Source organism: Plantibacter sp. T3, from assembly GCF_902506515.1.
GTDB lineage: Bacteria > Actinomycetota > Actinomycetes > Actinomycetales > Microbacteriaceae > Plantibacter > Plantibacter auratus.
Genome location: NZ_LR733286.1, coordinates 2349855 through 2374023 on the forward strand (window position 1 = coordinate 2349855; position 24169 = coordinate 2374023).

A 24169-nucleotide genomic window follows, 5' to 3' on the forward strand; every position below is an offset into this window, starting at 1 on the left:
GGCTGTCAGGGCCGACGCCGCACGGCGGCGGCGATGCCGGCGATGACGAGGACCGCCCCGGTCGCGATGATCGCCCCGGTGATCCACCCCAGAGGGTCGATGCGCACCTCGGTGAGATTGGTGACGAGCATGGCCCCGGCGAAGACGAGCAGGAGCACGCCCCAGAGGATCGTGCCGAAGCGCGGTGGTCGACCGCCTCGATCCTTCGGGCCAGCATCGGTCCTCGGCTCATCCGCCGTCTGCGCTGTGGCCGGCTGCGCTCTGGTCGACTCCGTGGTGGCCGTCTGATCGGTCTCCGACGGAGCCGATCCCGTCGCCGCGTCGGTTGGGGACGACATGTCCGCCGCTCCGGTCCAGTCGTCCTGCTCGCTCATCGTCCCGCCTCCGCTTCCTCGGTCACGACAGCGCTGCCGGCGACCGTCCACACCCGTACCCGTGTCGTGTCTCCTGACGCCGTTCGTCCGTACCGTGCCTCATCCTGGAACAGGGCTCCGCCGCGTCGGTCCGTCCGGTCCCGACCATCGCGTCCCGTCTCCAGGGTGCCCGCGATCGCTGAGAACTCGACGATCACCGGCACGTCCTCGGGGATGAGCACGTCGACCTCGCCTGCGAGGATCCACACGTCGATCGTCCCACCGCGCAACGCGTCGTCGTCGGCGAGCTCCCCGAGGTCGAGCGTGGGTTGGCCGGCGATCATCACGTAGCCACGTCGGTCGTCCGCATCCGTCGACGTCACGGTCCAGGTCGTGCGTCCGACCGGCAGGAAGGAGGAGCCGAGTGGGAACACCCCGGTGGCGAGCAAGGAGATCACGGCGGCCCAGGTGAACAGTCCGAGCCAGCCGCTCTCCCGTCCGCTGATGCCCGCGACGATCGTCGCGACGGCGAGCGCACCGAGCGCTGCGGCGAGCCCGATGACCACGACGACCGGGATCGAGAACCCGGCGCTCGCCGCGATGACGGCCGCGCCGGCACCGGCGAGCAGCGCCAGTCCGAGGGTGATCGCCACGAAGGCCGCTCCAGGGTGCTGGGCACGACGCTCACGAGCCTTCGTCTCACGCTCGGCCTGCTGCTCGGCTCGCTGGCGGCTCATCTCGTCCCGGAACTCCTGACTCGTCCAGCCGCGCTGCTGGCTCGGAGCCCCGTCCCACGCGGTGGCGGTGGCGGTGGTGGTTCCAGGGAGCGGGACGGTTGTGCCCGCATCATCAGGCCAACCATCGGCCTTCGCGAGCGACACCGGGTTCGCGGCACCGGGGGAGGCCGGGGCCGAGCCGGCAGGGCCCGCGGGGGAGGCCGTGGGCGATGGTGCCGTCGGCTTCGGGATCGAGGCGTCGCTGGTCCACGGGTCGCGCTGCGGCGGTGTCTCAGGCGGAGTCGCCCGCCCGGGGTCGCGGCGGGAGAACATCACGATCAGCCAGACCGCCGCGGCGACCAGGGCGATCACCCAACCGGCGGTCATGGTCGACTCCAGCCACCCCGGCAGGTTCCACGCATGCGGCACGCCGTCCCACCAGAGGCCACGCATGAACGGCACGACGGTGAGCACCGCGAGGATACCGATCGCGACGATCGCCGGGTCGAAGACGCCCCGGATCGCACGCTCGAGGTGGATCCGACCCTGCTGGTCGGGGATGAGCGCCCAGCCCGCGGCGTAGACGAAGAGGACCGGCCCGCCCAGGATCGCGATGACGATGAGGGCTCCGCGCACGATCATCGGATCGAGGCCGAGCCGGGCCGCGACACCCCCGGCGACACCGCCGAGCCACGAGTCGCTCGAGCGACGGAGACCGGTGGACCGCCACCAGTCGAAGAAGCGGGTCGTCGGATCCTGCGGGGCGGGTGCCCCCGGTTCCGCTCCGGTGGGCGGCGTGCTGTGGTTCGTCATGGTCCGATTCTGGCGAAGCGTGCGGGTCGGGCCCATCCGGCATGACCCTGAGTGCACCCTGATCCTGCTGTCCCAGGGTGCCGACCGCACGCCGAGCTGCTTGGATGGCTCCATGGGAACCGAGGTGATGATCCGGCCGAGGCGCCGCCTGCTCGGCGGTGTGTGCGCCGGCTTCGCCGAGCACACCGGTCTCCCCGTCGCCGCGGTGCGGACGGCGACGGTCATCCTCGCGTGCTGCGGCGGAGCGGGCCTGCTCCTCTACGTGTGGCTGTGGGTCATGACGCCGACGCAGGGCGCGGACGCACCGCTCGATCCTCGGGAGCACCTGCTCCGGCCTGCCTCGACCGATGAGGGAGCCGACCTCGACGGCCCCCGTCGCGCGCCGATCACGGAGGTGCTGCTCGGGATCGCCCTGCTCGCGGCCGGGACCGCGCTGATCGCGACCCGGACCGGGCTGGACATCCCACTCGAGGCCGTCATCCCCGTCATCGTCGTCCTCGCGGGAGCTGCGCTCGCCTGGCGGCAGTTCGGCGAGCGTGGTCGCGGCGAGGGTTCACGTGCCCTCTTGATCCGCGTACTCGGAGCGCTCGTCCTCGTCGTCCTCGGCATCCTCCTGTTCTTCGTCACCGGTGACCGCCCGAACATGTGGACGGTCATCGTCGCCGCGATCGCCGTGCTCCTCGGGGTCGCCGTGGTCATCGCCCCCTGGGCGCTCCAGCTCAATCGCGACCTCGCCGACGAGCGCGCCGCGCGGATGCGCGAGGCCGACCGCGCCGAGATCGCCGCGCATCTGCACGACTCCGTGCTCCAGACGCTCGCGCTCATCCAGCAGCAGGCCGGTCCGGGGAGCGAGGCGTCCCGTCTCGCCAGGGCGCAGGAGCGCGAGCTGCGGAATTGGCTCTTCTCCGGCGGGACCGCTCCGACGGGCGACCTCGCGACCGAGCTGCGGACCATCGCGGCGGCGGTGGAGGCCGACCACGCGGTGCGCGTCGACGTCGTCGCGGTCGGGCGTGCGATCGACGACGCTCCGGAGCCGCTCCTCGCCGCCGTACGTGAGGCCGTGCTCAACGCGGCACGTCACGCCGGCGGCGACGTCTCCGTCTATCTGGAGACGGCACCGCAGCGGATCGAGGTGTCGATCTCGGACCGCGGCCCCGGCTTCGACCTGGAACAGGTCCCGCGGGACCGCCTCGGGGTCAGGGAGTCGATCATCGGCCGGATGCAGCGCATCGGTGGCGAGGCGACCATCCGTCCGGGGCCCGGCGGACGAGGTACCGAGGTCCGTCTCGTCCTGCCCGTGCACGACGCCGCGCCGACTGCGCCGCAGCCCGACGCCGTCCCGACCGTTCCGAGGAGCCGACCATGAGCGACCGACCACTGACCGTCGTGATCGTTGACGACCACTCGATCTTCCGTTCCGGACTGCGCAGCGAACTCGATCCCGGCATCGAGGTGCTGGGGGAGGCCGGCGACGTGGAGGAGGCGATCCGGGTGATCGGAGAGACGCGCCCGCAGGTCGTGCTGCTCGACGTCCACCTGCCGGGTGGTGCCGGCGGCGGTGGCGCGGACGTGATCGCCGGCTCGGTGTCGATCGCGCCCGCCACCCGGTTCCTCGCGCTGAGCGTCTCGGACGCCGCCGAGGACGTGGTCCGGGTGATCAGGGCCGGTGCACGCGGCTACATCACGAAGAGCTCCTCGGGTGCCGAGGTCGCGGAGGCCGCACGGCGGGTCGACGACGGCGACGCGGTCTTCTCGCCCCGGCTCGCGGGCTTCGTCCTGGACGCCTTCGGTGCCGTGACGGGGGAGACGGCGGAGTCCGTCGACGAGCTCGACCGGCTGTCCGCCCGTGAGCAGGAGGTCATGCGCCTCATCGCCCGCGGTTACGCCTACAAGGAGGTCGCCACGGAGCTGTACATCTCTGTGAAGACCGTGGAGACCCATGTGTCGAGCGTGCTGCGCAAGCTGCAGCTGTCCTCGCGCCACGAACTCGCCGCCTGGGCGCTGCAGCGCAAGCTCCTCTGACCACTCGGGCCCGAACCGACATCGGCCGACAGCGAACGACCAGTGCGCGCTCAGGAGCCCGGCGGTAGCCTGAAGGCATGATCATCCGTCGGGCGTTCTACTACTGGCGATTCGCCGCGATCTTCGTGCTGCCCGCCTGGCCGTTCGTCGGATGGGGACTCTTCGGTGAGAGCGGCTGGAGCCTGTTCGGGCTCTTCATCGCCATGCCGATCCTCGCCATCGCGCTCGCCGCGATCGCGTTCCTCATCTCCGCCAGGGCCAGCGTCCGGACGACGAAGCTCGTGTCGTGGACGGACGTCGGCCTGCTCACGCTCTGGCACGTCACGATCATCTGCTTCGGCTCGTTCAGCTCGGGCGTCGCTCTCTGGGCGGTCCTCGGCGTCGTCGCAGGCCTCGCCGCCCTCTGGGGGGTCATCGCGCAACTCATCTCTGAGACGGCACGCCGCGCCCGGGAGACGATGGCCGAATTCGAGCGCATGGCCGCTGCAGCCGGGCCAGGCACGGTCCCCGGATCGGCGATCCCGCCGCAGCCACGGTTCGATCCCGGGCCGATCGACGGCGGCGAGTTCATCGTGATCGAGGAGTCCAAGCCCGACGAGCGTCGCTGAGCGGCCGTATCCACCGCTGTCGCCTGCGCCGTCCGGGGCTCGGTTTCCCATCCGAGGCCCTTTCATGACACAATTGCTGTTTGTGCCTCCGCAGTTCTGCCACAGGGGAACGCCGGCATCGGGCACACCCTTCCTTCCGAACGTATTCAGCGGTCGACCTGTGGCGGTCGCAGAGATGGAATCATCATGCACATTCTCGACTCAGTCGATGCAGCATCCCTCAAGTCGGACATCCCCGACTTCCGCGCCGGCGACAACGTCAAGGTGCACGTGAACATCATCGAGGGCAACAAGTCCCGTATCCAGGTCTTCCAGGGTGTCGTCATCGGCCGCTCCAACGAGGGTGTCCGCGAGACCTTCACGGTCCGCAAGGTGAGCTACCAGGTCGGCGTCGAGCGTACCTTCCCGGTCCACTCCCCGAACATCGACCACATCGAGGTCGTCACCCGCGGTGACGTCCGTCGCGCGAAGCTGTACTACCTCCGCGAACTCCGTGGCAAGAAGGCGAAGATCAAGGAGAAGCGCGACAACTAGTCGTCCTCCCGGTCGCCCTCCGCGATCATTCCTGAGCTCCCCACCGGATAAGCTGGTGGGGAGCTCAGGCGGTTAAATGACAGACAATTCCCTGGCGGCAGACGCGTCGCCCGACCACCAGCAGCGCCCCCGCGGCAAACGCGGAGCGCTGCTCTTCCTTCGCGACCTCCTCATCATCTTCGTGGTCGCGCTGCTGGTCTCCTTCCTCATCAAGACCTTCCTCGTGCGGTCGTTCTACATCCCGTCCGGGTCGATGGAGAACACGCTGCAGATCCAGGACCGCATCCTGGTGAACGAGCTCGTCCCCGACGTGGTCTCGCTGAATCGAGGCGACGTGGTCGTCTTCCAGGATCCGGGCGGCTGGCTCCCGCAGACGGTCGAGGCTCCGCAGCCTCCCGTCACCGCAGCCGTCGAATGGGTGCTGTCGATCTTCGGCCTCGTCGCTCCCGACAGCGACGACCACCTCATCAAACGCGTCATCGGCCTGCCGGGCGACCACGTGTCGTGCTGCAACCCGCTCGGGCAGATGGCGGTCAACGGGGTTCCGCTGAACGAACCGTACGTGAAGCTTCCGGCCGGCACCGAGAAGGTGTCCGGAGATCCGTTCGACATCGTCGTCCCGGAGGGCTCGCTCTGGGTCATGGGCGACAACCGGTACAACTCGAAGGACTCCCGGTACAACGGCGACACCCCCGGTGGTGGCTTCGTCCCGATCGACAACGTCGTGGGGCGTGCGTTCGTCATCACCTGGCCCTCCAGCAACTGGGCCTGGCTCGACAACTACCCGTCCGTCTTCCAGGGCATCCCCGCCCCAGAAGAGGAGTGATGGCCGTCAGCGAACCGACCCTCGAGGTCGAGCACGAACTGTTCGCTGCGGGTGTCCCGTCGGTCATCGGCATGGACGAGGTGGGTCGCGGAGCCATCGCCGGCCCGGTGGCCGTCGGCGCCGCGGTGGTCGTCCCGGCCTGCGGGCCGTTCCCGGAGGGACTCCGCGACTCGAAGCTGTTGAGCGAGCGAGCGAGGACCCGCCTGGAACCGCTGGCTCGCGAGTGGGTGTTGTACGGGGCCGTCGGACTCGCGAGCCCGGCGGAGGTCGACGAGCTCGGCATCACCGCGTGCCTCGGACTCGCCGGCCGTCGGGCACTGCTCGAACTGCACGCCGTCGGCGCGGACGTCACGGGATCGACCGTCCTGCTCGACGGCAACAGCGACTGGCTGAGCCGGGCGCTCCAGCGACCGCTCACCATCACCACGAGGGTCAAAGCGGATCGGGACTGCGCGTCGGTCGCCGCAGCGTCCGTGCTCGCCAAGGTGCACCGCGACCGACTGATGATCGAGTTGCACGAGGCACTGCCGGAGTACGGGTGGGAGGGCAACAAGGGATACGGCTCGGCGCAGCATCTGTCGGCCCTCTCCGAGCACGGCCTGACCCTCCACCACCGGAGCAGCTGGCTGCCCGCCTACACGTAGACTGGAGAGACCATGGACGAAGACGAGTTCGAAGACTACGACCGCGAGGTCGAACTGGCCCTCTACCGCGAGTATCGCGATGTCGTGGGTCAGTTCAAGTACGTGATCGAGACCGAGCGCCGGTTCTACCTCGCCAACGAGGTCGACCTCGTGCGACGCGACACGGCGAACGACTTCTACTTCGAGCTCTCCATGACCGACGTGTGGGTGTGGGACGTCTACCGGTCCGACCGGTTCGTCAAGAGCGTCCGGGTGCTCACGTTCAAGGACGTCAACGTCGAGCAGTTGTCCTCGCGCGACTTCGAGCTCCCGAAGGAACTCACGCTCGACGAGTAGGGCTCGGTTCCCGCGACCGACAGCGCTCCACAGGCACGCCTCGCCGCGCGCTCGTCGACGACAGACCCACCTCTGGGTAACGAGCCTCGTCTGCACGCTTGGCTGGATGCCAGGAGGTGCACATGGCACGGAAGGACGAGCTCGGCCGACGCGGCGAGCAGGTGGCGGCGGATCATCTCGAGGCGTGCGGATACCGCATCCTCGACCGCAATTGGCGATGCCCGCAGGGCGAACTCGACCTCGTCGCCGACGACGACGGCACGCTGGTGTTCGTCGAGGTGAAGACCCGTTCCGGCGTCGGCTTCGGCGATCCCGCGGAGGCGGTCACGCCGAGCAAGCTGGCCCGGATCGGTCGTCTCGCCGGGGCTTGGTGTGCTGAGCACCGACCGCGCTCGCGGCGGATGCGCGTCGACGTCGTCGGCATCGTGCTGCCGTCCGAAGGGGACATGCAACTCCAGCACCTGCGGGGAGTCTCCTGATGGCCGTCGCACGCACCTGGTCGGTCGCGCTCGCCGGCCTCACGGGCGCGATCGTGGAGGTCGAGGCGTCAGCCGCCGCGACCGTACCGGGCATGGCGATCGTCGGGCTTCCCGACAAGTCGCTCGGTGAGGCCGCGCACCGCATCAAGAGTGCGACGGCGAACTCCGGCTGCGAGCTGCCCGGTGGCAAGCTCACGATCAACCTGTCTCCCGCGTCGCTGCCCAAGCAGGGGAGCGCGTTCGACCTCTCCATGGCGATCGCCTGCCTCGCCGTGGGCGGCCTCGTCCGCCGGGAGTCCGCCGAGCGGGTCGTCCATCTCGGTGAGCTCGGGCTCGACGGTCGGCTCCGCCCGCTCGTCGGCGTGCTGCCGGCCGTCCTCGCCGTCGCCCGCGCCGGCTACGACGCGGTGATGGTGCCGACGGCCAACGTCGAGGAGGCGCAGCTCGTGCCCGGCGTCACGGTGATCGGGGCGACCTCGCTGCGTGATGCGGCCATCTGGCACGGTGCAGAACTCTCCGCGATCGACCTCGAACCCGTCCGACAGCGGGTCGATCGGCTGCCCATGCCCGACCCACTCGATCTCGCGGACGTGGTCGGACAGCCGGACGCGGTCGACGCGATGGTCGCTGCGGCGGCCGGCGGGCACCACGTCATGATGGTCGGACCTCCCGGTGCCGGCAAGACCATGCTGGCTGCCCGCCTCCCTGAGATCCTTCCCGACCTCGAGCCCGAGGCCGCGGTCGAGGTCAGCTGCCTCCGCTCGCTCATCGGTCTACCGCCGGACGGCGCGCTCGCACGACGACCACCGTGGGAGAGCCCGCACCACTCGTCCTCGGCAGCGGCGATCATCGGTGGCGGTTCGCGCCAGATCCGGCCCGGAGCAGCCGCGCGCGCGGCGCACGGCGTGCTCTTCCTCGACGAAGCACCGGAGTTCCGCGCCGACGTCCTCGACTCGCTGCGTCAGCCACTCGAAGCCGGCGTGGTCACCGTGCATCGTGCGCACGGCAGCGCGACGTTCCCAGCCGCCTTCCAACTCGTCCTCGCCGCGAACCCCTGCCCCTGCGGTCAGTACGGCACGGCAGACGGCGTCTGCACCTGTCCACCGCAGGCCCGTCGACGCTACCTCGGGCGGATCTCGGGGCCGCTCCTCGACAGGATCGACATCCGCGTGCGGGTGCACCGGATCACCTCGGCACTGACGAGTCTCTCGCAGGAGGGCGGGGTCTCCACCGCTGAGGCCCGTTCCCGCGTCGAAGCGGTGCGGGCAGCGAGTGCCGAGCGGTTGGCCGGTACCGGCTGGATCACGAACGCACAGGCGAGCGGCACCTGGCTCAGGAGCCCGCGGATGCGGCTGCCCAGATCCGTCACCAGCGCGCTGGACCGCTCCCTCGAGCGGGGAGGCATCACCATGCGTGGTTACGACCGGATCCTCCGACTGAGCTGGACGCTCGCCGACCTCGACGGGGCCGGTAGCCCCACAGCCGAGCACCTGGGGCGCGCCCTCTTCCTGCGGAAGGGCATCTCATGAGTGCGTGGTTCGGCTTGGACTGCGACTTGATCGAGCGCCTCGTCCGTGCACTCGGCGGCCTGGAGCCGGCTGAGGCCGCGGGCAGTCCTCGCGCAGATGGAGGTGTCGAGCACATCTCGGAGGCCGACGACAACGGCGGCCACACCGGGATACGGGCGGCCTTCGCTCGGGCAGCCTGGACGATGATCGCCGAACCGGGCGATGGGGTGGCCGGGCTCGTGGTCGGTGCGCTCGGCCCTGCGGGCGCACTGTCAGCGGTTCTGGACCGGGTGGGGCCCACCGAACTGCAGCGCCGCATCCTCGGCAGCGAGTGGTCTAGTGGCTCGGGCTCGACGTCGGCCGATGCCGAGTCCGAGGATCCCGCCGCGATTCCCGCCTCCCGCGTGCTCGGAAGTGCGCTGGAACGCTGGCGCCCCCGTCTCGTCTCGGCTGACCTCGTCGCCGCGTGTGAGACGGCGATCGAGGTCGGCGTCCGACTACTCCTGCCAGGCGCTCCGGGCTGGCATGCGGGGTTCGACCACCTTGGTGTGCACGCGCCGCACGCCCTCTGGCTACGCGGTTCTCCCGACGTGCCTGCGGAAGAACGCGCCATCGCGTTGGTCGGGGCCCGGGCCGCGTCCGGTTACGGCGAGCACGTCACCCTCGAGGCGGCGGCCGGGCTCGTCGATCGGGGCTTCGCGATCGTGTCGGGTGCCGCGTACGGCATCGACGGCGCGGCGCACCGAGCCGCCCTCGGGAGCGGAGGCCTGACCGTGGCCTACCTCGCAGGCGGGGTCGATCGGCCCTATCCAGCCGGTCACGATGCGCTCATCCGTCGGATCCGCGAGGCCGGTGGAGCCGTCATCAGCGAATCACCGTGCGGGTCCACACCGTCCAAATGGCGATTCCTGCAGCGGAACCGACTCATCGCCGCAGCCTCGGCTGCGACGGTGGTCGTGGAGGCCGGCGACCGCTCCGGGTCGATCAACACGGCGGGTCACGCTGCATCCCTCGGGCGTCCGCTCGGAGCCGTGCCCGGCCCGGTCACGAGTCCGTCGTCGGCGGGCTGTCACCGCCTGATCCGTGAGTACGCCGCCACCTGCGTGACGAACGCCGCACAGATGGCGGAGCTCGCCGGGTGGACCGCGGTCGACGCGGACGCGCAGGCGTTCGCCTCGCCAGAGGAACGCCGGGTCCGTGATGTGATGAGTGCGCGCTCGCCGCGCACCGTCGAGGCGCTTGCGAAAGCGAGTGGTCTGAGTCCTCGCGAGGTCAGCGGCGTGCTCGGTGCGCTCGATCTCGCCGGGGCCGTTGAGGAACGCGAACGAGGGTGGGTGCTCGTCGGGGGACGGCCGTGAGGTGATCGGTCGGCGGGGGAAGACCACGGCGTCGGACGCGTGGGGCATGCTGTCCACGTGGACATCTGGAGCAGCATCGACGGGTTCTCGGAGCACCTCGCTTCAGAGCGTCGGTTGTCGCCGCAGACCGTTCGCGCCTACGCATCCGATCTCCGGCAGCTCGCCGACTTCGCCACCGGACGCGATGTCGAGGGCGTCGACGGCGTGACGCTGGACCTCCTCCGCGACTGGCTCTGGGCAGCTTCCGAGGCAGGCTCGTCCAAGGCGACGCTCGCGCGACGCACCGCCACGGCCAAGGCGTGGAGCGCCTGGCTCCTGCGCACCGGCAGGGTCGATTCGGACGTCGCGGCACGTCTCCGGAGTCCGAAGACGGGTCGGACCCTGCCACGCGTCGTCGGCCGGGGCCCGTTCGACGACCTCCTCGCTGGGCTCGAGGACCGCGCCGCATCGGGGGAGCCGAACGCCCTCCGCGACCTCGCCGTCGTCGAACTGCTCTACGCCTCGGCCCTTCGCGTATCCGAGCTGTGCGGACTCGACCGGGACGACCTCGACCTCGATCGACTCACCGTCCGTGTCACGGGCAAGGGCGACAAAGAGCGGGTCGTGCCGTTCGGCGTCCCCGCTCAGTCGGCGATCGTCGACTACCTCACGAGCGCCCGCCCGCAGCTGGTCGTCCGTGCAGCCGCGAACGACCGCGGACCGACGCCCGGCGCAGCCCTCTTCCTCGGCGCACGCGGAGGACGGCTCGGCCCACGCTCCGTCTACACGCTCGTCGCCCGGCTCCTCGACGCCGTGCCCGGTGGTGGTCCGGCAGGGCCGCACGCCCTGCGGCACACCGCCGCGACGCATCTGCTCGATGGGGGAGCGGACCTCCGCGCGGTCCAGGAACTCCTCGGCCACGCGAGTCTCGCGACGACGCAGATCTACACGCACGTCTCCGTCGAACGCATCAAGGAGAGCTACCGCAACGCCCACCCGCGGGCCTGAGCCTCCGCGGTCGCGGTCAGTGGGAGCAGGACGGCCGGAGGCACCTCGCCGAGCAGCAGCATCGGATTGACGTAGACGCCGTCGAGCCGCACCCCGAAGTGCACGCAGCCGTCGGCGCAGTGTCCGCCGACGCCGACCGTCCCGATCGGTGCCCCGCGGGTCACGCGGCTACCGACGTCGACCGAACCCACCACCGGCTCGATGCTCGAGACGTGTCCGTCGTCGTGCCGGATCACGACGAGTGGGCGGTCGACCACCGTCCCGCTGAACGTGACGACGCCGGCTGCCGCCGCGGCGACCGGCTGACCGGGCGATGCGGCGATGTCGACACCCCGGTGGCCGGCGCTGTACGGGTCGGGCGGCGCGACGAACGGCTCGGTGACGACGTGCGGGGGAGCGATCGGCCAGCTCCAGGCCGGCGCAGCCCGAGACGTGCTCACGGGTGCGAGGAACACCAGGCAGGAGATGAGGAAACGGCTCGCGATCGAGGTCATCATGATCCGAGCCTGGCGGGCACGGGAAAGCGAGGGCAGTTGGGCGCTTCGGAGCGGGGAGACGGACGTGGTCGGACGGCCTGTGGAGCGCCGTCATCACGGTGGCCTGATGCTATGCTGAACGGAGCACCTCGCTTGTCGGGGTGACTACGCGTGCCATTTCGGCCACCACTTCCAATCGGTCCTCGCTCTCCGGAGCGTGGCGGACGTGCGCCGGGCACCAGGGACGAGGCCATCCGGTCCGTCAGACAACCGAGGCACTCCCACCCGTCCGCGTCAGCGGTGCGGTGGCGAGCGCAGAACAGGAGAACGGCTCATGGCCGTCGTAACCATCCGCCAGCTGCTCGACAGCGGCGTGCACTTCGGGCACCAGACCCGCCGTTGGAACCCGAAGATGAAGCGCTTCATCTTCACCGAGCGTTCCGGCATCTACATCATCGACCTGCAGCAGTCGCTCGGCTACATCGACCAGGCCTTCGACTTCGTCAAGGAGACGGTCGCCCACGGCGGCACCATCCTCTTCGTCGGCACGAAGAAGCAGGCGCAGGAAGTCATCGCCGAGCAGGCCACGCGCGTCGGCCAGCCCTACGTCAACCAGCGTTGGCTCGGTGGCCTCCTCACCAACTTCCAGACGGTGTCGAAGCGACTCGCCCGCATGAAGGAGCTCGAGGAGCTCGACTTCGAAGACGCCTCCAAGAGCGGCTTCACCAAGAAGGAACTCCTCATCAAGAAGCGCGAGCTGGACAAGCTCCACAAGTCGCTCGGTGGTATCCGCAACCTCTCGAAGACGCCGTCGGCGCTCTGGGTCGTCGACACCAAGAAGGAGCACCTCGCGATCGACGAGGCGCGCAAGCTCGGCATCCCGGTCATCGGCATCCTCGACACCAACTGCGACCCCGACGAGGTCACCTACCCGATCCCGGGTAACGACGACGCGATCCGTTCCGTCGGCCTGCTGACGCGCATCATCGCCGACGCCGCCGCCGAGGGTCTCATCCAGCGCCACCAGAAGCCGACCGAGGGCGACGCCCCGGCCGAGCCGCTCGCCGAGTGGGAGCAGGAGCTGCTCCAGGGCGGCGAGCAGGGTTCCGCCGAGACCGAGAAGGTCGCCGATGAGGCGATCGCCGCAACCGACGCCGTCGAGGCAGCTCCGGCTGTCGAAGACGTCGAGGTCGCTGCAACCGAGTCCGCCGCCGACGCCGAGGGCGCAGCTGCCGCCGTCGTCGCCGACGAGAAGTAATCAAGGAGGACACCAGCAATGGCCAACTTTTCTCTCGCTGACCTGAAGGTGCTGCGCGAGCAGCTCGGCACCGGCATGGTCGACACCAAGAACGCACTCGTCGAAGCCGATGGCGACGTCGAGAAGGCGACCGAGATCCTGCGTCTCAAGGGTGCGAAGGGCAACGCGAAGCGTGCCGACCGCTCCACGAGCGAGGGCCTCGTCGCCGCGAAGGAGAACGGCGACACCGCCACGCTCATCGAGCTCGCCTGCGAGACCGACTTCGTCGCGAAGGGCGAGAAGTTCCTCGCTCTGGCCGACCTCGTCCTCGACGCAGTCGTCGCCGCCGGCGCGACCACCGTCGAAGAGGGGAACGCGGCTCCGGCCGACGGCAAGACCGTCGCCGAGGTCATCGCGGACTCCGCTGCGATCATCGGTGAGAAGTTCGAGCTCCGCCGCCTCGCGGTGGTGCACGGTGAGCACTTCGCCGTCTACCTCCACAAGACCAACAAGGACCTGCCCGCGCAGGTCGGCGTGGTCGTCGGCTACACGGGCGACGACGCGGAGACGGCTCGCAGCATCGCGCAGCACATCTCGTTCGCCAACCCGTCCTACCTCAGCCGCGACGACGTCCCGGCCGACGAGGTCGAGAAGGAGCGCGAGATCGTCACCGAGATCTCGAAGAACGAGGGCAAGCCCGAGGCCGCACTGCCGAAGATCGTCGAGGGCCGCGTGACCTCGTACTTCAAGCAGGTCGCGCTCCTCGAGCAGGACTACGCCAAGGACAACAAGCTGTCCGTGCAGAAGGTGCTCGCTGACGCGGGCCTCACCGTGACCGGGTTCGCCCGCTTCAAGGTCGGCGCGTAGCAGTTGTGACGGGGTCCGGATCGCCAGTGGCGATCCGGACCCCTTTGCGTGCGCGGGCATACCCGTGCACGTGGGATCGGTGACGATCCAGCCAGCGAGTCGACGGCTGTCGCGGACAGCGGGCGGCTCCTGACGCTAAGTTGTGTGAGGGACGAGGAAGGACAGGCGGATGCCGGAGAAGAAGCGCAGGGTACTGCTCAAGCTGTCAGGTGAGGCGTTCGGAGGCGGCCAGTTGGGCGTCAACCCCGACGTGGTCGGGTCGATCGCCCGCGAGATCGCTGAAGCGACCGCCGAGGTCGAGGTCGCAGTGGTCGTCGGAGGCGGCAACTTCTTCCGCGGAGCCGAGCTCAGCCAGCGCGGCATGGACCGCGGCCGAGCCGACTACATGGGCATGCTCGGAACGGTCATGAACGCCCTGGCGCTCCAGGACTTCCTGGAACAGGCCGGCGCCGCCACGCGCGTGCAGTCAGCCATCGCCATGACGCAGGTCGCCGAGCCGTACATCCCGCTCCGTGCCGAGCGACACCTCGAGAAGGGTCGCGTCGTCATCTTCGGAGCGGGCGCCGGACTCCCGTACTTCTCGACCGACACCGTCTCGGCACAGCGCGCGCTCGAGATCGGAGCCGTCGAAGTCCTCGTCGCCAAGAACGGCGTCGACGGCGTCTACACGGCCGACCCCCGCGTCGACCCGACGGCGACGAAGATCGACACCATCTCCTATCAGGAGGCGCTCCAGCGCGGCCTCAAGGTCGTCGACTCGACGGCCTTCAGCCTCTGCATGGACAACGGCATGCCGATGCGCGTCTTCGGCATGGAGCCGGCCGGCAACGTCACGGCGGCCATCCGCGGTGCCGCGATCGGCACCCTCGTCACCTCCGCCTAGGCGGCAGGGCGGCCGGGCCGAGGCCCGCCGGCCGACTAGACTGAACCCAGTAATGCAATCAAAGGAGTGCTCGTGATCGCGGATGTCCTCTCGGATGTTGGTACCCGGATGTCGAAGGCCGTCGAGGCCGCGAAGGATGACTTCGCCACGGTGCGTACGGGTCGCGCCAACCCCCAGCTGTTCCAAAAGGTCCTGGTGAGCTACTACGGCACGCCGACGCCGCTGGCGCAACTCGCCTCCCTGCAGAACCAGGAAGCTCGCACGATCGTCGTGACGCCCTACGACAAGTCCGCACTGCGCGACATCGAGCAGGCGATCCGCGACATCCCGAACCTCGGCGCCAACCCGACGAACGACGGCACCGTCATCCGGGTCACCATGCCCGAACTGACCGCCGAGCGTCGCAAGGAATACGTCAAGATCGTCCGCGGCAAGGGTGAAGACGCGAAGGTGTCCATCCGCAACATCCGTCGCAAGGGCAAGGACGACCTCGAGGCGCTCAAGAGCGAGGTCGGCGATGACGACGTCGCACGCGGCGAGAAGGAGCTCGAGGCCGTCACGAAGTCGCACATCGACGCCGTCGACGCCGCGCTGAAGGCCAAGGAGACCGAGCTGCTCTCCATCTGAGCCGCTGTCCCACCGCTGATTCCGTTCGCCGACCGGTCCCTCGACCGACGGCAGGCCCGCTGGAGGTACCTGTGGAAGACGATGTCGCTCCCGGGCGATCGAGCGATCCGTCGAAGCCCGAACCCGGCCGGTCCGGCAAGTCGGGTTCGCAGGAATTGCGTTCCCAGCTGAAGGACCGCCGCGCGAAGTTCGAGCGGCAGGTCGACGCCAAACGTGCCGACATCGAACGGCAGGTCCAGGCGACGAAGGCGCAGTTCGACGCGACGAACGAACGCATCGAGGCGCGGGTCGGCCGCAACCTCGTGAACGCCATCCTCATCGGGGTGGCCGCAGGCGGCATCATGCTCGTGAGCCTGATCATCTTCAAGGTGATCTTCGTCGTCCTGGCCTCGGCCGTGGTGGCCTTCGCCACGCTGGAGCTGCGGAAGGCCCTCGAGCAGACCGGGCGCCGGGTGCCGGCGATCCCGACCGTCATCTCGGCCGTCGCGATGCAGCCGGCGGCGTTCTTCCTCCACGACGTCTGGCGTTGGTCCGTCGTCCTGCTCGGCATCCTGCTCGTCATCGTCTGGCGCGTGGCCGAGCAGGCCATCGCTTCGAAGCGGACCGACCTTCCCACGCTCGTCCGCGACCTCGCGTCCGGGACGTTCATCCAGGTCTACGTCCCCTTCCTCGCCTCCTTCGCCGTGTTCCTCGTCGCCCAGCCCGAGGGCGAATGGTGGGCGCTGGCGTTCCTGATCCTCGTCATCTGCGTCGACGTCGGTGCTTATGTGAGCGGCCTGTCGTTCGGCAAGCACAAGATGGCGCCGGTGATCAGCCCGAACAAGACCTGGGAGGGTTTCGCCGGGGCTGGTGTCGTCTCGGTCGTGGCCGGGGTGCTGCTCGCCATCCTCATGCTCGGTGTCCCGTGGTGGGTCGGTGTCCTGCTCGGTCTGCTGCTCCTCGGCAGTGCGACGGTCGGCGACCTCGCGGAGTCGCTCATCAAGCGCGACATCGGCGTGAAGGACATGAGCTCGTGGCTGCCCGGACACGGGGGATTCCTCGACCGCCTGGACTCGATCCTGCCGTCGGCGGTCGTCGCCTACGTGGTCTACCTCCTGTTCGGCGGACTCGCGGGCTGAGTCCCTGCGCGGTCCGATTTCGCCCGATCAGCCCCTCATGGGGGAGAATGGTCCGGTGAGCACGATCTTCCCCACCGCAAAACGTTCGAAGCGTGGCTACGATCCGGCCGAGGTCGACGAGTTCCTCGACCGCGCTCGCGCCGCCTACGGGCAGGACACCGACGCCGACGCCGACGCCATCCTGAGTGCGGAGGACATCCGGCACGTGGCGTTCCGGCTCGTCCGGGGTGGCTACAGCACCGAGCACGTCGACGCGGCGCTCGAGCGACTCGAGGACGCCTTCTCGCTCCGCGAGCGGGAGCGGTCGGTCGAGGAGCGCGGCGCCAAGGAGTGGCTGCGCGACGCCCGCGGCACCGCGCAGGTCATCCTCAACCGGCTGACGAGGCCGGAGGGCCAGCGGTTCCAGCGGGTGAGCCTGCTCGCCCGCGGCTACAGCCGGAAGGACGTGGACGCCCTCGCGGATCGCCTCGTCGCCTACTTCCACGACGGCACACCGCTCAACGTCGACCGCGTCCGCACGGCCGTGTTCCGCAACGAATGGGCCGGTTACCGCGAGTCCCAGGTCGACGCACTGCTCGACAGCGTCGTGGACGTCATGCTGGCGGTTCGCTGAGCGTCGGCCGACCAGGTGGCCTGATCAGGCATTCTCGGCTACCATCGATGCATCGTGCCTCAAGACTCAACTGACGTGACCCCGTGGAAACCATCAGCCCAGCCGAACACCGGTAAGGCGGTTCAGCCCTACCGTCGGCCGCGCTCTCGCGGCAAGAAGGTCCTCGGGATCTTCGCGGCGACGGCTGCGTTCGGCTTCGTCGCCGTGACGATGGTCGACCCGACCTCGAGCGTCGTGGCGTCCTCCTATGCGGAGAAGCAGGCGCAGTTCGGTGGCAACGCCGCGCAGTCGGTCGTCGCAAGCTCGAACTACCAGTACACCTTCGCCCGCGACAGCTACGAGGTCGTCGCTCCGCCCCCGCCGCCTCCCGTGGCGACGCCCGCCGCGACCGGCGGCGGTTCCTCGTCCACGGGCAGCGCTCCCGCGGCAGGCACGCCCGACCCGGGTACGGCTCAGGCCATCGCCTACGACATGGTCATGGCCAACGGCTGGGGCGAGGGCGAGTACAGCTGTCTCGTCTCCCTGTGGAACCGCGAGTCGGGTTGGAACGTGTACGCCTACAACGCCAGCTCCGGCGCCACGGGCATCCCGCAGGCGCTTCCCGGCTCCAAGATGGCCTCGGCCGGAGCCGACTGGGCGACCAACCCCGCGACGCAGATCACCTGGGGTCTCGGATACATCACGAGTCGGTACAGCACGCCGTGCGGCGCGTGGGCCCACTCGGAGTCCAACGGCTGGTACTGACCGGAACCGCCTCCCGACACGGTCGTGGAGGCTGAGCCTAGACTTGACCCATGCCCCGACACCACCGCCACCGGCCGCGGCCCGGCGACGACGAGGGTAACGGTCTCGAACGGCTGATGGCGGGGTGGAAACGCACCGAGGACCATCGAGACGGATCCTGGTTCGTCCAGCCCGTCAGCGGTTCCAGTGCGCAGAAGACCTATGTGTGTCCTGGATGCGGACAGTCCATCCCGCCCGGCACCGCCCATGTGGTGACGTGGCGCGCTGACGGGGTCCTGGGCGACCAGGCCGACATCGCTGCCCGGCGGCACTGGCACTCGCACTGCTGGCGGATCCGGTGAACGCACGCACGCCGCGAAACGACCCGACCACATTGCCCCGGAGGACTGACTCATGAACGACACCATCGAGATCCGTGGTGGCGCCGAGCTCCCCGCCGTCCGCGAGGAGATCGAGCTGCACACGGCCGACGGCCTGACCCTCGTCGGCGAGCTCGCGGTGCCTGCCGACGGTGAGATCGTCGCGACCCTGGTGACGCTCCATCCGCTGCCGACCGCCGGCGGGTTCATGGACTCCCATGTGCTCCGGAAGGCCGCGGCGCGCCTGCCTGCGCTCGCGGGGATCGCGGTGCTCCGCTTCAACACCCGCGGCACCTCGTCTCCGCGGGGGACGAGCGACGGCGCGTTCGACGGCGGCGTCGGCGAGCGGGCCGATGTCGAGGCCGCGCTGGCGTTCGTGGCCGAGCGCGGGCTTCCGCATCCGTGGATCGTCGGGTGGTCGTTCGGGACCGAGCTGGCCTTGAAGTACGGTCGCGACCCGGCCGTCGATGGCGTGATCCTCCTCTCTCCGCCGCTGCACCGCACGACGGAGGACGAGCTCCGGGCCTGGGCCGGCGACGACCGACCGATGGTCGTCCTCGTGCCCGAGTTCGACGATTACCTCCGACCAGCGGAAGCGGCCGAACGGTTCGGCGTCCTCCCCGGGGCCACCCTCGTCCCGGTGGACGGTGCCAAGCACCTGTGGGTGGGGGAGAGCCAGACCCGACGCGTGCTCACCGAGATCGTCGCTGCAGTGCGTCCCGAGGCGCTGCCGCTCCCAACCCACTGGCCGGCCCCCGGCCTCCCAGCGGCCGTCTAGCCGCCTCCCAGTCATTTCCGATAGCCTGAACCACCTGCGTCTCCTGCCGGCCCGACCCGCCGGGTCCCGTCGGACGCAGGATCACCCGCGTCGCTCCGACGCCAGAGGAGAGTAATCCGTGCGTTTCGTTCTCGCCATCGCCGCGTTCGTCGTGGCAGCCGTCATGATCGTGACGGGAATCGCGCAACGGACCGTGTTCCTCTCGCCCGGCACCTTCAGCCTGTCCACGACGGTCGACAGCGGTGATCGGTTCATCGTCATCCCCGGGAGCGTGCTGCAGTCGCAGCCGGGAGCGCAGTCCATCGTGGCAGGCGCGGGCGGCGACACACAGGTGTTCATGAGCTACGGGCGCTCCGACGACATCACGGCCTGGCTCGGCGACGAGCCCTACAGCCGCGTCGGCGTCAACAGTGCCGGCACCGCCCTGACGACCACCACCGTCACCGCCGAGGCGGAGGCGACCGACGACGGGGCGACCCCGAGTCCTGAGCCGTCGGCGACGCCGGCCCCCGAGGCCACCGACGACACCACCACCTCCGAGCAGGGCCCGAACCCGCGGGGATCCGACCTCTGGCTCGGCGAGTACGACGAGGCGGGGGCAGTCATCGCGACGATGAACCTGCCGAAGGACATCGACGTGCTCATCGCAACCGACGGTACGGCCGCCGCTCCGGATTCCCTCCGCCTCTCCTGGCCACTCGACAACGCCACCCCGTGGGCCGGCCCGCTGATCGCCGGTGGCATCCTCGTGCTCCTCGCCGGCATCGTGCTCTACCTCTCGGGGATCCAGCGCATGCGGCGCTCGCGAGGCCCGCGTCGCAAGGGTCCGGGACAAGGACAGAAGGGCATCACGAAGATGTCGAGACAACCGAAGCCGCGCCGCCCCCGTGAACTCGGGGCCGGCAAGACGAAGCGCTCCCCGCTCCGCCGTTCCCTCGTCGTGGGCGTCCCGCTCGTCCTCATCGGCACGCTCGGTCTGAGCGGCTGCTCCCAGGACTACTGGCCGACCATCGGAGCGCCGTCACCGACACCCACCGTCACCGCGACGGACCTGCCGGCCGACAGCCAGGACCAGGACTTCGCGGCGCCCGTCGTGACCGTGCCACAGGTCGAGCGGATCGTGTCGCGGATCTCGACGGCGGCGTCCGAGGCCGATGCTGCGCTCGACGGCACCGCCGCAGCCGTCCGGTTCTCCGGGCCGGCGCTCGAGGAGCGCATCGCGAACTACGCCCTCCGCTCGAAGGTGGCCGACGCCGCCGGAGCGACCCCCATCCCCGCGTCGCCCGTCACGCTCACCCTGCCTCAGGCGACGGACGCCTGGCCTCGGACGGTCATGACCGCGATCCAGGACAAGGCCGACGAGACGGTGTCGCCGACGGTCCTCGTGATGACCCAGCAGGACCCGCGGTCGAACTACCAGGTCGTCTACGCGGAGAAGCTCCTCGAGGGCGCCCGACTCGAGAACGTCGCGCCCGCGACCATCGGTGCCGCGAGCGTCCCGCCGGACTCGAAGCTGCTCATCATGCCGCCGGAGGAGATCGCCGCGGCCTACGCCGACATCATCACGAACGGCGATGCGAGCACCTTCGCCGGCCTGTTCAACGCCGATGGCGACGTCTTCCGCACGCAGGTCGCCGCGGACCGCGCGACGAAGGCCGCGAACCTGCCGACGACGGCGAGCATCGCCTTCTCGGCGGCCGCCGGTACCGGCCCGAACGTCGCGCTGGCGACCAACGACTCCGGCGCGATCGTCGCCGTCAACGTGCAGGAGGGCGAGGTGGTCTCCGTCGTCACAGCCGGTGCTACCGTGAAACCTTCGGGTGCGGTCGCCGCGCTCTCCGGGATCACCGAGAGCGCGAAGGGGACACAGGCCACCTACGGCGACCAGCTCCTGTTCTACGTGCCAGCCGTCAACTCCGGAGAGAAGATCACCTTGCTCGGATTCACCCAGACCCTCATCGCCGCATCGGAGCTCCCGTGAGTGCCGCGGAGCCGAGCGCGGCACACCTGCGCGGCGCCGTCGACCTCTCCGGCCTCGCGCGTCGCCACCAGGCGCCGCCCGCCGGTGCGCCGACGCAAGCAGGCGCGCCTGCAGAAGCGCCCGGCGCGACGACCGACCAGACCGTCCAGGTCCCGTCCCTCGTCTTCGACGCGACGGACGACGGGTTCGGACAGGTCGTCGAGCTGTCCTCCGTGGTCCCCGTCGTCATCGACCTCTGGGCCGAATGGTGCGGGCCGTGCAAGCAGCTCTCGCCGGTACTCGAGCGCCTCGCCGCGGAATACGCCGGCCGCTTCGTCCTCGCCAAGGTGGACGTCGACGCGAACCCGCAGCTCTCCCAAGCCTTCCAAGCGCAGTCGATCCCGATGGTCGTCGCCGTCGTGGGTGGACGCCCGGTGCCGATGTTCAACGGCGCGATCCCGGAGTCGCAGGTGCGCGACGTGATCGAGCAGTTGCTGCAGCTGGCCGAGCAGAACGGGGTCTCCGGTCGGGCCGTCGTCGCCGATGGCGACGCTGCAGCCCCTGCCGAGCCCGTGGAAGAACCGCTGCCGCCCCTCCACGCCGAGGCGTACGAGGCCATCGAGCGCGCCGACTACCCGACGGCCATCGCCGCGTATGAGAAGGCCATCGCGCAGAACCCGAAGGACGACATGGCTGTGGCCGGCCTCGCCCAGGTCCGTCTGCTGCACCGCCTCACGGGGAAGACCCTCGATGAGATCCGCGGACAGGCGGCCGCCGCTCCCGACGACCTCGACGCCCAGCTGACCGTCGCCGACCTCGACCTCTCCGGAGGACACCTCGAGGACGCCTTCGACCGGCTGCTGACGCTGTTCCCCGACCTCGACCAGTCGGGCAAGGACACCGTCCGGACGCGCCTGCTCGAGCTGTTCCAGGTCGCCGGCGTCACCGATCCGCGCGTCATGAAGGCCAGGGCCCGGTTGACCGGCCTGCTCTACTGACCGACCGATGCACGACGAAGGCCCGCCTCCCTCAGGAGGCGGGCCTTCGTCGTGCATCCGGGTGCCGCGGAAGCCTGGTCAGCCGACGTGCTTGAGCCAGATCATGCCGAGCGGGGGCAGCGTGAGCTCGGCGGAAGCCGGGCGTCCCGCCCACGGTGACGCCGACGCCTCGATCGATCCGTAGTTGCCCACGCCGGATCCGCCGTACTCCACGGCGTCGGTGTTGAGGAGTTCCTCCCACCGACCCGCGCGAGGCAGACCGACCCGGTACGGCCCGACGGGGGCACCGGAGAAGTTCACGAGCGCGGCGATCACGTTGCCGTCGTCGTCCCAGCGCAGGAAGGAGAGCACGCTGTTCTGCGCGTCCCCGGCGTCGAGCCATTCGAAGCCGGCGGCGTCGTGGTCGAGGGCCCAGAGAGCCGGGTGCTCCGTGTACACGGCGTTGAGTCGGGACACCAGGCCGAGCAGTGCCCGGTGGCTCGGCTGGTCCAGGATCCACCAGTCCAGACCGCGTTCCTCCGACCATTCGGAGGGCTGACCGAACTCCTGGCCCATGAAGAGCAACTGCTTGCCGGGGTGGGCCCACATGAAGGCGAGGTAGGCCCGCATGTTCGCGAGTTGCTGCCAGTGGTCACCGGGCATCTTCGCGAGAAGGGACCCCTTGCCGTGGACGACCTCGTCGTGGCTGATCGGTAGGAGGAAGCTCTCGCTGAAGGCGTAGACCATCGAGAAGGTGATCTCGCCGTGGTGGTGTGACCGGTAGAGCGGGTCGTGCTCGATGTACTGGAGCGAATCGTGCATCCAGCCCATGTTCCACTTCAGGCCGAACCCGAGTCCGCCCTCGCTCGTCGGCGCGGTGACGCCGGGCCAACTCGTCGACTCCTCGGCGATCATCACGATGCCGGGGTTCCGTCGATAGGCCGTCGCGTTCGCCTCCTGGAGGAGACTGATCGCTTCGAGGTTCTCGCGCCCGCCATGGACGTTCGGCAGCCACTCGCCGTCCTTCCGCGAGTAGTCGAGGTACAGCATCGAGGCGACGGCGTCGACGCGCAGGCCGTCGACGTGGAACTCCTCGAGCCAGTAGAGGGCGTTGGCTACCAGGAAGTTCTTGACCTGGGGCTGCCCGAAGTCGAAGACGAGGGTGCCCCAGTCCGGCTGCTCGCCGCGTCGCGGGTCGGGGTGCTCGTAGAGGGGCTGGCCGTCGAAGTTCGCGAGGGCCCACTCGTCCTTGGGGAAGTGGCCGGGCACCCAGTCCATGAGGACGCCGATCCCCGCGCCGTGGAGACGGTCGATCAGGTACTTGAGGTCGTCGCTCGAACCGAAGCGGCTGGTCGGCGCGTAGTAGCCGGTGACCTGGTAGCCCCAGGACCCGCCGAAGGGGTGCTCGGCGAGCGGCATGAACTCCACGTGCGTGTAGCCGAGCTCAGCGATGTACTCGATGAGCTGGTCCGCGAGGTCCCGGTAGCCGAGCCCGGGACGCCAGGAGCCGACGTGCAGCTCGTAGACACTCATGGGCCCGTTGTGGGGATCGCTCGCGGCCCGCCGATCGAGCCACGCCTCGTCCGTCCAGCGGTAGTCGCTGACACCGGTCACGGATGCGGTGGCGGGGGAGCGTTCGGTGAACCGGGCCATCGGGTCGGACCGACGGACCCAGTCGCCGTGCTGGGTCAGGATCTCGAAGCGGTACAGCTCGCCGGCGCCGATGGTGGGGATGAACAGCTCCCAGACACCCGTCGCACCCATGTTGCGCATGGCGTGCGCCGTGCCGTCCCAGGAGTTGAGATCGCCGATGACCCGGACCGCACGTGCGTGAGGTGCCCAGACGGCGAACGCGGTGCCGGCGACCGACTCGGTGACCCCACGCAGCTCGGTGACGTGTGCGCCCAGGGCGTCCCAGAGCCGTTCGTGGCGACCCTCGCCGATGAGGTGCAGGTCGAGTTCGCCGATCGACGGCGCGAACCGGTACGGGTCGTCGGCGTCCCAGATCGATCCGTCGTTGTAGCGGGCGTCGAGCGTGTAGTCGATGATGCCGTCGACGTGGAAGCCCTGCCAGATGCCGGCGCGGACGTGCGCGAGCTCCACGCGCGCACCGTTGGCGAGCACCGCCGTCACCTGCTCGGCCAGCGGGCGTCTGGCGCGGACGACCACGAGGGGGTCGCTCACTCCCCCGAGGTCGACCAGGTGCTGGCCGAGGATCTCATGCGGATCGTGGTAACGGCCCTCCGCGACGGCGTCGAGGATCCAGTCCTCGACGGAGGGGAGCGGGAGCTCCCGGGGCGCCGGTGTGGCGTCGACCGGCATCGGTGCGGCTCGACGGCCGGAGCG

General features: G+C 69.7%; 26 protein-coding genes. 22 read left to right on the top strand and 4 right to left on the bottom strand.

Annotated elements, in window-relative coordinates; all coding sequences use genetic code 11:
- Positions 1-5: 5 nt before the first annotated feature.
- Entirely contained in the window at positions 6-374 is a 369-nt protein-coding gene (locus GV015_RS11260) for a hypothetical protein (protein WP_159878387.1), read from the bottom strand.
- Entirely contained in the window at positions 371-1882 is a 1512-nt protein-coding gene (locus GV015_RS11265; protein WP_159878389.1) for a PspC domain-containing protein, read from the bottom strand. Before GV015_RS11265 ends, GV015_RS11260 begins: the two co-directional genes overlap by 4 nt.
- A 112-nt stretch (positions 1883-1994) precedes the next feature.
- Between GV015_RS11265 and GV015_RS11270 the strand changes: the two genes are divergently transcribed.
- The 11 genes from GV015_RS11270 to GV015_RS11320 all read left to right on the top strand — a co-directional run bounded on the left by GV015_RS11270 (position 1995) and on the right by GV015_RS11320 (position 11184).
- Entirely contained in the window at positions 1995-3248 is a 1254-nt protein-coding gene (locus GV015_RS11270) for an ATP-binding protein (protein ID WP_159878391.1), read from the top strand.
- Positions 3245-3904: a response regulator transcription factor gene (locus GV015_RS11275; protein WP_159878393.1), complete on the top strand. Its 660-nt coding sequence runs from the start codon at positions 3245-3247 to the stop codon at positions 3902-3904. Before GV015_RS11270 ends, GV015_RS11275 begins: the two co-directional genes overlap by 4 nt.
- Before the next feature lie 77 nt (positions 3905-3981).
- Entirely contained in the window at positions 3982-4512 is a 531-nt protein-coding gene (locus GV015_RS11280; protein WP_159878395.1) for a hypothetical protein, read from the top strand.
- A gap of 186 nt (positions 4513-4698) precedes the next feature.
- Entirely contained in the window at positions 4699-5046 is a 348-nt protein-coding gene (rplS, locus tag GV015_RS11285) for a 50S ribosomal protein L19 (RefSeq protein WP_056006851.1), read from the top strand.
- Positions 5047-5122: 76 nt separating this feature from the next.
- On the top strand, positions 5123-5872 hold the full coding sequence (lepB, locus tag GV015_RS11290; protein ID WP_159878397.1) for a signal peptidase I: 750 nt from the start codon (positions 5123-5125) through the stop codon (positions 5870-5872).
- Entirely contained in the window at positions 5872-6516 is a 645-nt protein-coding gene (locus tag GV015_RS11295; RefSeq protein ID WP_159878399.1) for a ribonuclease HII, read from the top strand. The genes lepB and GV015_RS11295 overlap by 1 nt, the downstream gene beginning before the upstream one ends.
- Positions 6517-6528: 12 nt before the next feature.
- Positions 6529-6852 carry a DUF2469 domain-containing protein gene (locus GV015_RS11300; RefSeq protein WP_071260887.1) on the top strand — a complete coding sequence of 108 codons (324 nt, stop codon included), beginning with the start codon at positions 6529-6531 and terminating at the stop codon, positions 6850-6852.
- Positions 6853-6974: 122 nt separating this feature from the next.
- A complete protein-coding gene (locus GV015_RS11305) occupies positions 6975-7331 on the top strand; it encodes a YraN family protein (RefSeq protein ID WP_159878401.1) in 357 nt (118 codons plus the stop codon).
- Entirely contained in the window at positions 7331-8860 is a 1530-nt protein-coding gene (locus GV015_RS11310) for a YifB family Mg chelatase-like AAA ATPase (RefSeq protein WP_159878403.1), read from the top strand. The genes GV015_RS11305 and GV015_RS11310 overlap by 1 nt, the downstream gene beginning before the upstream one ends.
- Positions 8857-10197 carry a DNA-processing protein DprA gene (dprA, locus tag GV015_RS11315; RefSeq protein ID WP_236555412.1) on the top strand — a complete coding sequence of 447 codons (1341 nt, stop codon included), beginning with the start codon at positions 8857-8859 and terminating at the stop codon, positions 10195-10197. The genes GV015_RS11310 and dprA overlap by 4 nt, the downstream gene beginning before the upstream one ends.
- 57 nt (positions 10198-10254) lie before the next feature.
- Positions 10255-11184 (top strand): tyrosine recombinase XerC, encoded by a 930-nt coding sequence (locus GV015_RS11320; RefSeq protein WP_159878405.1) that lies wholly within the window; start codon positions 10255-10257, stop codon positions 11182-11184.
- Here GV015_RS11320 and GV015_RS11325 read toward each other — a convergent pair.
- Positions 11157-11681 carry a murein hydrolase activator EnvC gene (locus tag GV015_RS11325; protein ID WP_159878407.1) on the bottom strand — a complete coding sequence of 175 codons (525 nt, stop codon included), beginning with the start codon at positions 11679-11681 and terminating at the stop codon, positions 11157-11159. The two genes, GV015_RS11320 and GV015_RS11325, sit on opposite strands and share 28 nt — an antisense overlap.
- 313 nt (positions 11682-11994) lie before the next feature.
- On the opposite strand from GV015_RS11325, the gene rpsB reads away from it, so the two are divergent.
- From rpsB to GV015_RS11380, 11 genes are all read left to right on the top strand, one after another.
- Positions 11995-12918: a 30S ribosomal protein S2 gene (rpsB, locus tag GV015_RS11330; protein ID WP_064295105.1), complete on the top strand. Its 924-nt coding sequence runs from the start codon at positions 11995-11997 to the stop codon at positions 12916-12918.
- An 18-nt stretch (positions 12919-12936) separates the two neighbouring features.
- Entirely contained in the window at positions 12937-13764 is an 828-nt protein-coding gene (gene tsf, locus GV015_RS11335; protein ID WP_064295106.1) for a translation elongation factor Ts, read from the top strand.
- Positions 13765-13933: 169 nt separating this feature from the next.
- Positions 13934-14647 carry a UMP kinase gene (gene pyrH / locus GV015_RS11340; protein ID WP_056006822.1) on the top strand — a complete coding sequence of 238 codons (714 nt, stop codon included), beginning with the start codon at positions 13934-13936 and terminating at the stop codon, positions 14645-14647.
- 72 nt (positions 14648-14719) lie between these two features.
- Positions 14720-15274 carry a ribosome recycling factor gene (gene frr / locus GV015_RS11345; RefSeq protein ID WP_064295107.1) on the top strand — a complete coding sequence of 185 codons (555 nt, stop codon included), beginning with the start codon at positions 14720-14722 and terminating at the stop codon, positions 15272-15274.
- Positions 15275-15345: 71 nt separating this feature from the next.
- Positions 15346-16392 (top strand): phosphatidate cytidylyltransferase, encoded by a 1047-nt coding sequence (locus GV015_RS11350; RefSeq protein WP_236555414.1) that lies wholly within the window; start codon positions 15346-15348, stop codon positions 16390-16392.
- Between the two features lie 55 nt (positions 16393-16447).
- A complete protein-coding gene (locus tag GV015_RS11355; protein WP_236555416.1) occupies positions 16448-17005 on the top strand; it encodes a DivIVA domain-containing protein in 558 nt (185 codons plus the stop codon).
- Between the two features lie 75 nt (positions 17006-17080).
- Complete coding sequence (locus tag GV015_RS11360; RefSeq protein WP_079705666.1) at positions 17081-17749, top strand: hypothetical protein; 669 nt, start codon at positions 17081-17083, stop codon at positions 17747-17749.
- Between the two features lie 50 nt (positions 17750-17799).
- The gene (locus GV015_RS19185) at positions 17800-18090 is read left to right on the top strand and encodes a hypothetical protein (protein ID WP_071260877.1); all 291 of its coding nucleotides are present in this window, start codon (positions 17800-17802) and stop codon (positions 18088-18090) included.
- A 52-nt stretch (positions 18091-18142) separates the two neighbouring features.
- Positions 18143-18886, top strand: a complete 744-nt coding sequence (locus tag GV015_RS11370) for an alpha/beta hydrolase (RefSeq protein WP_159878409.1) — start codon at positions 18143-18145, stop codon at positions 18884-18886.
- A 118-nt stretch (positions 18887-19004) separates the two neighbouring features.
- Entirely contained in the window at positions 19005-20867 is a 1863-nt protein-coding gene (locus tag GV015_RS11375; protein WP_159878411.1) for a hypothetical protein, read from the top strand.
- On the top strand, positions 20864-21844 hold the full coding sequence (locus GV015_RS11380; protein WP_159878413.1) for a tetratricopeptide repeat protein: 981 nt from the start codon (positions 20864-20866) through the stop codon (positions 21842-21844). Before GV015_RS11375 ends, GV015_RS11380 begins: the two co-directional genes overlap by 4 nt.
- 78 nt (positions 21845-21922) lie before the next feature.
- On the opposite strand, the gene glgB is transcribed toward GV015_RS11380, so the two are convergent.
- Positions 21923-24145 (bottom strand): 1,4-alpha-glucan branching protein GlgB, encoded by a 2223-nt coding sequence (glgB, locus tag GV015_RS11385; RefSeq protein ID WP_159880251.1) that lies wholly within the window; start codon positions 24143-24145, stop codon positions 21923-21925.
- Positions 24146-24169: the final 24 nt, after the last annotated feature.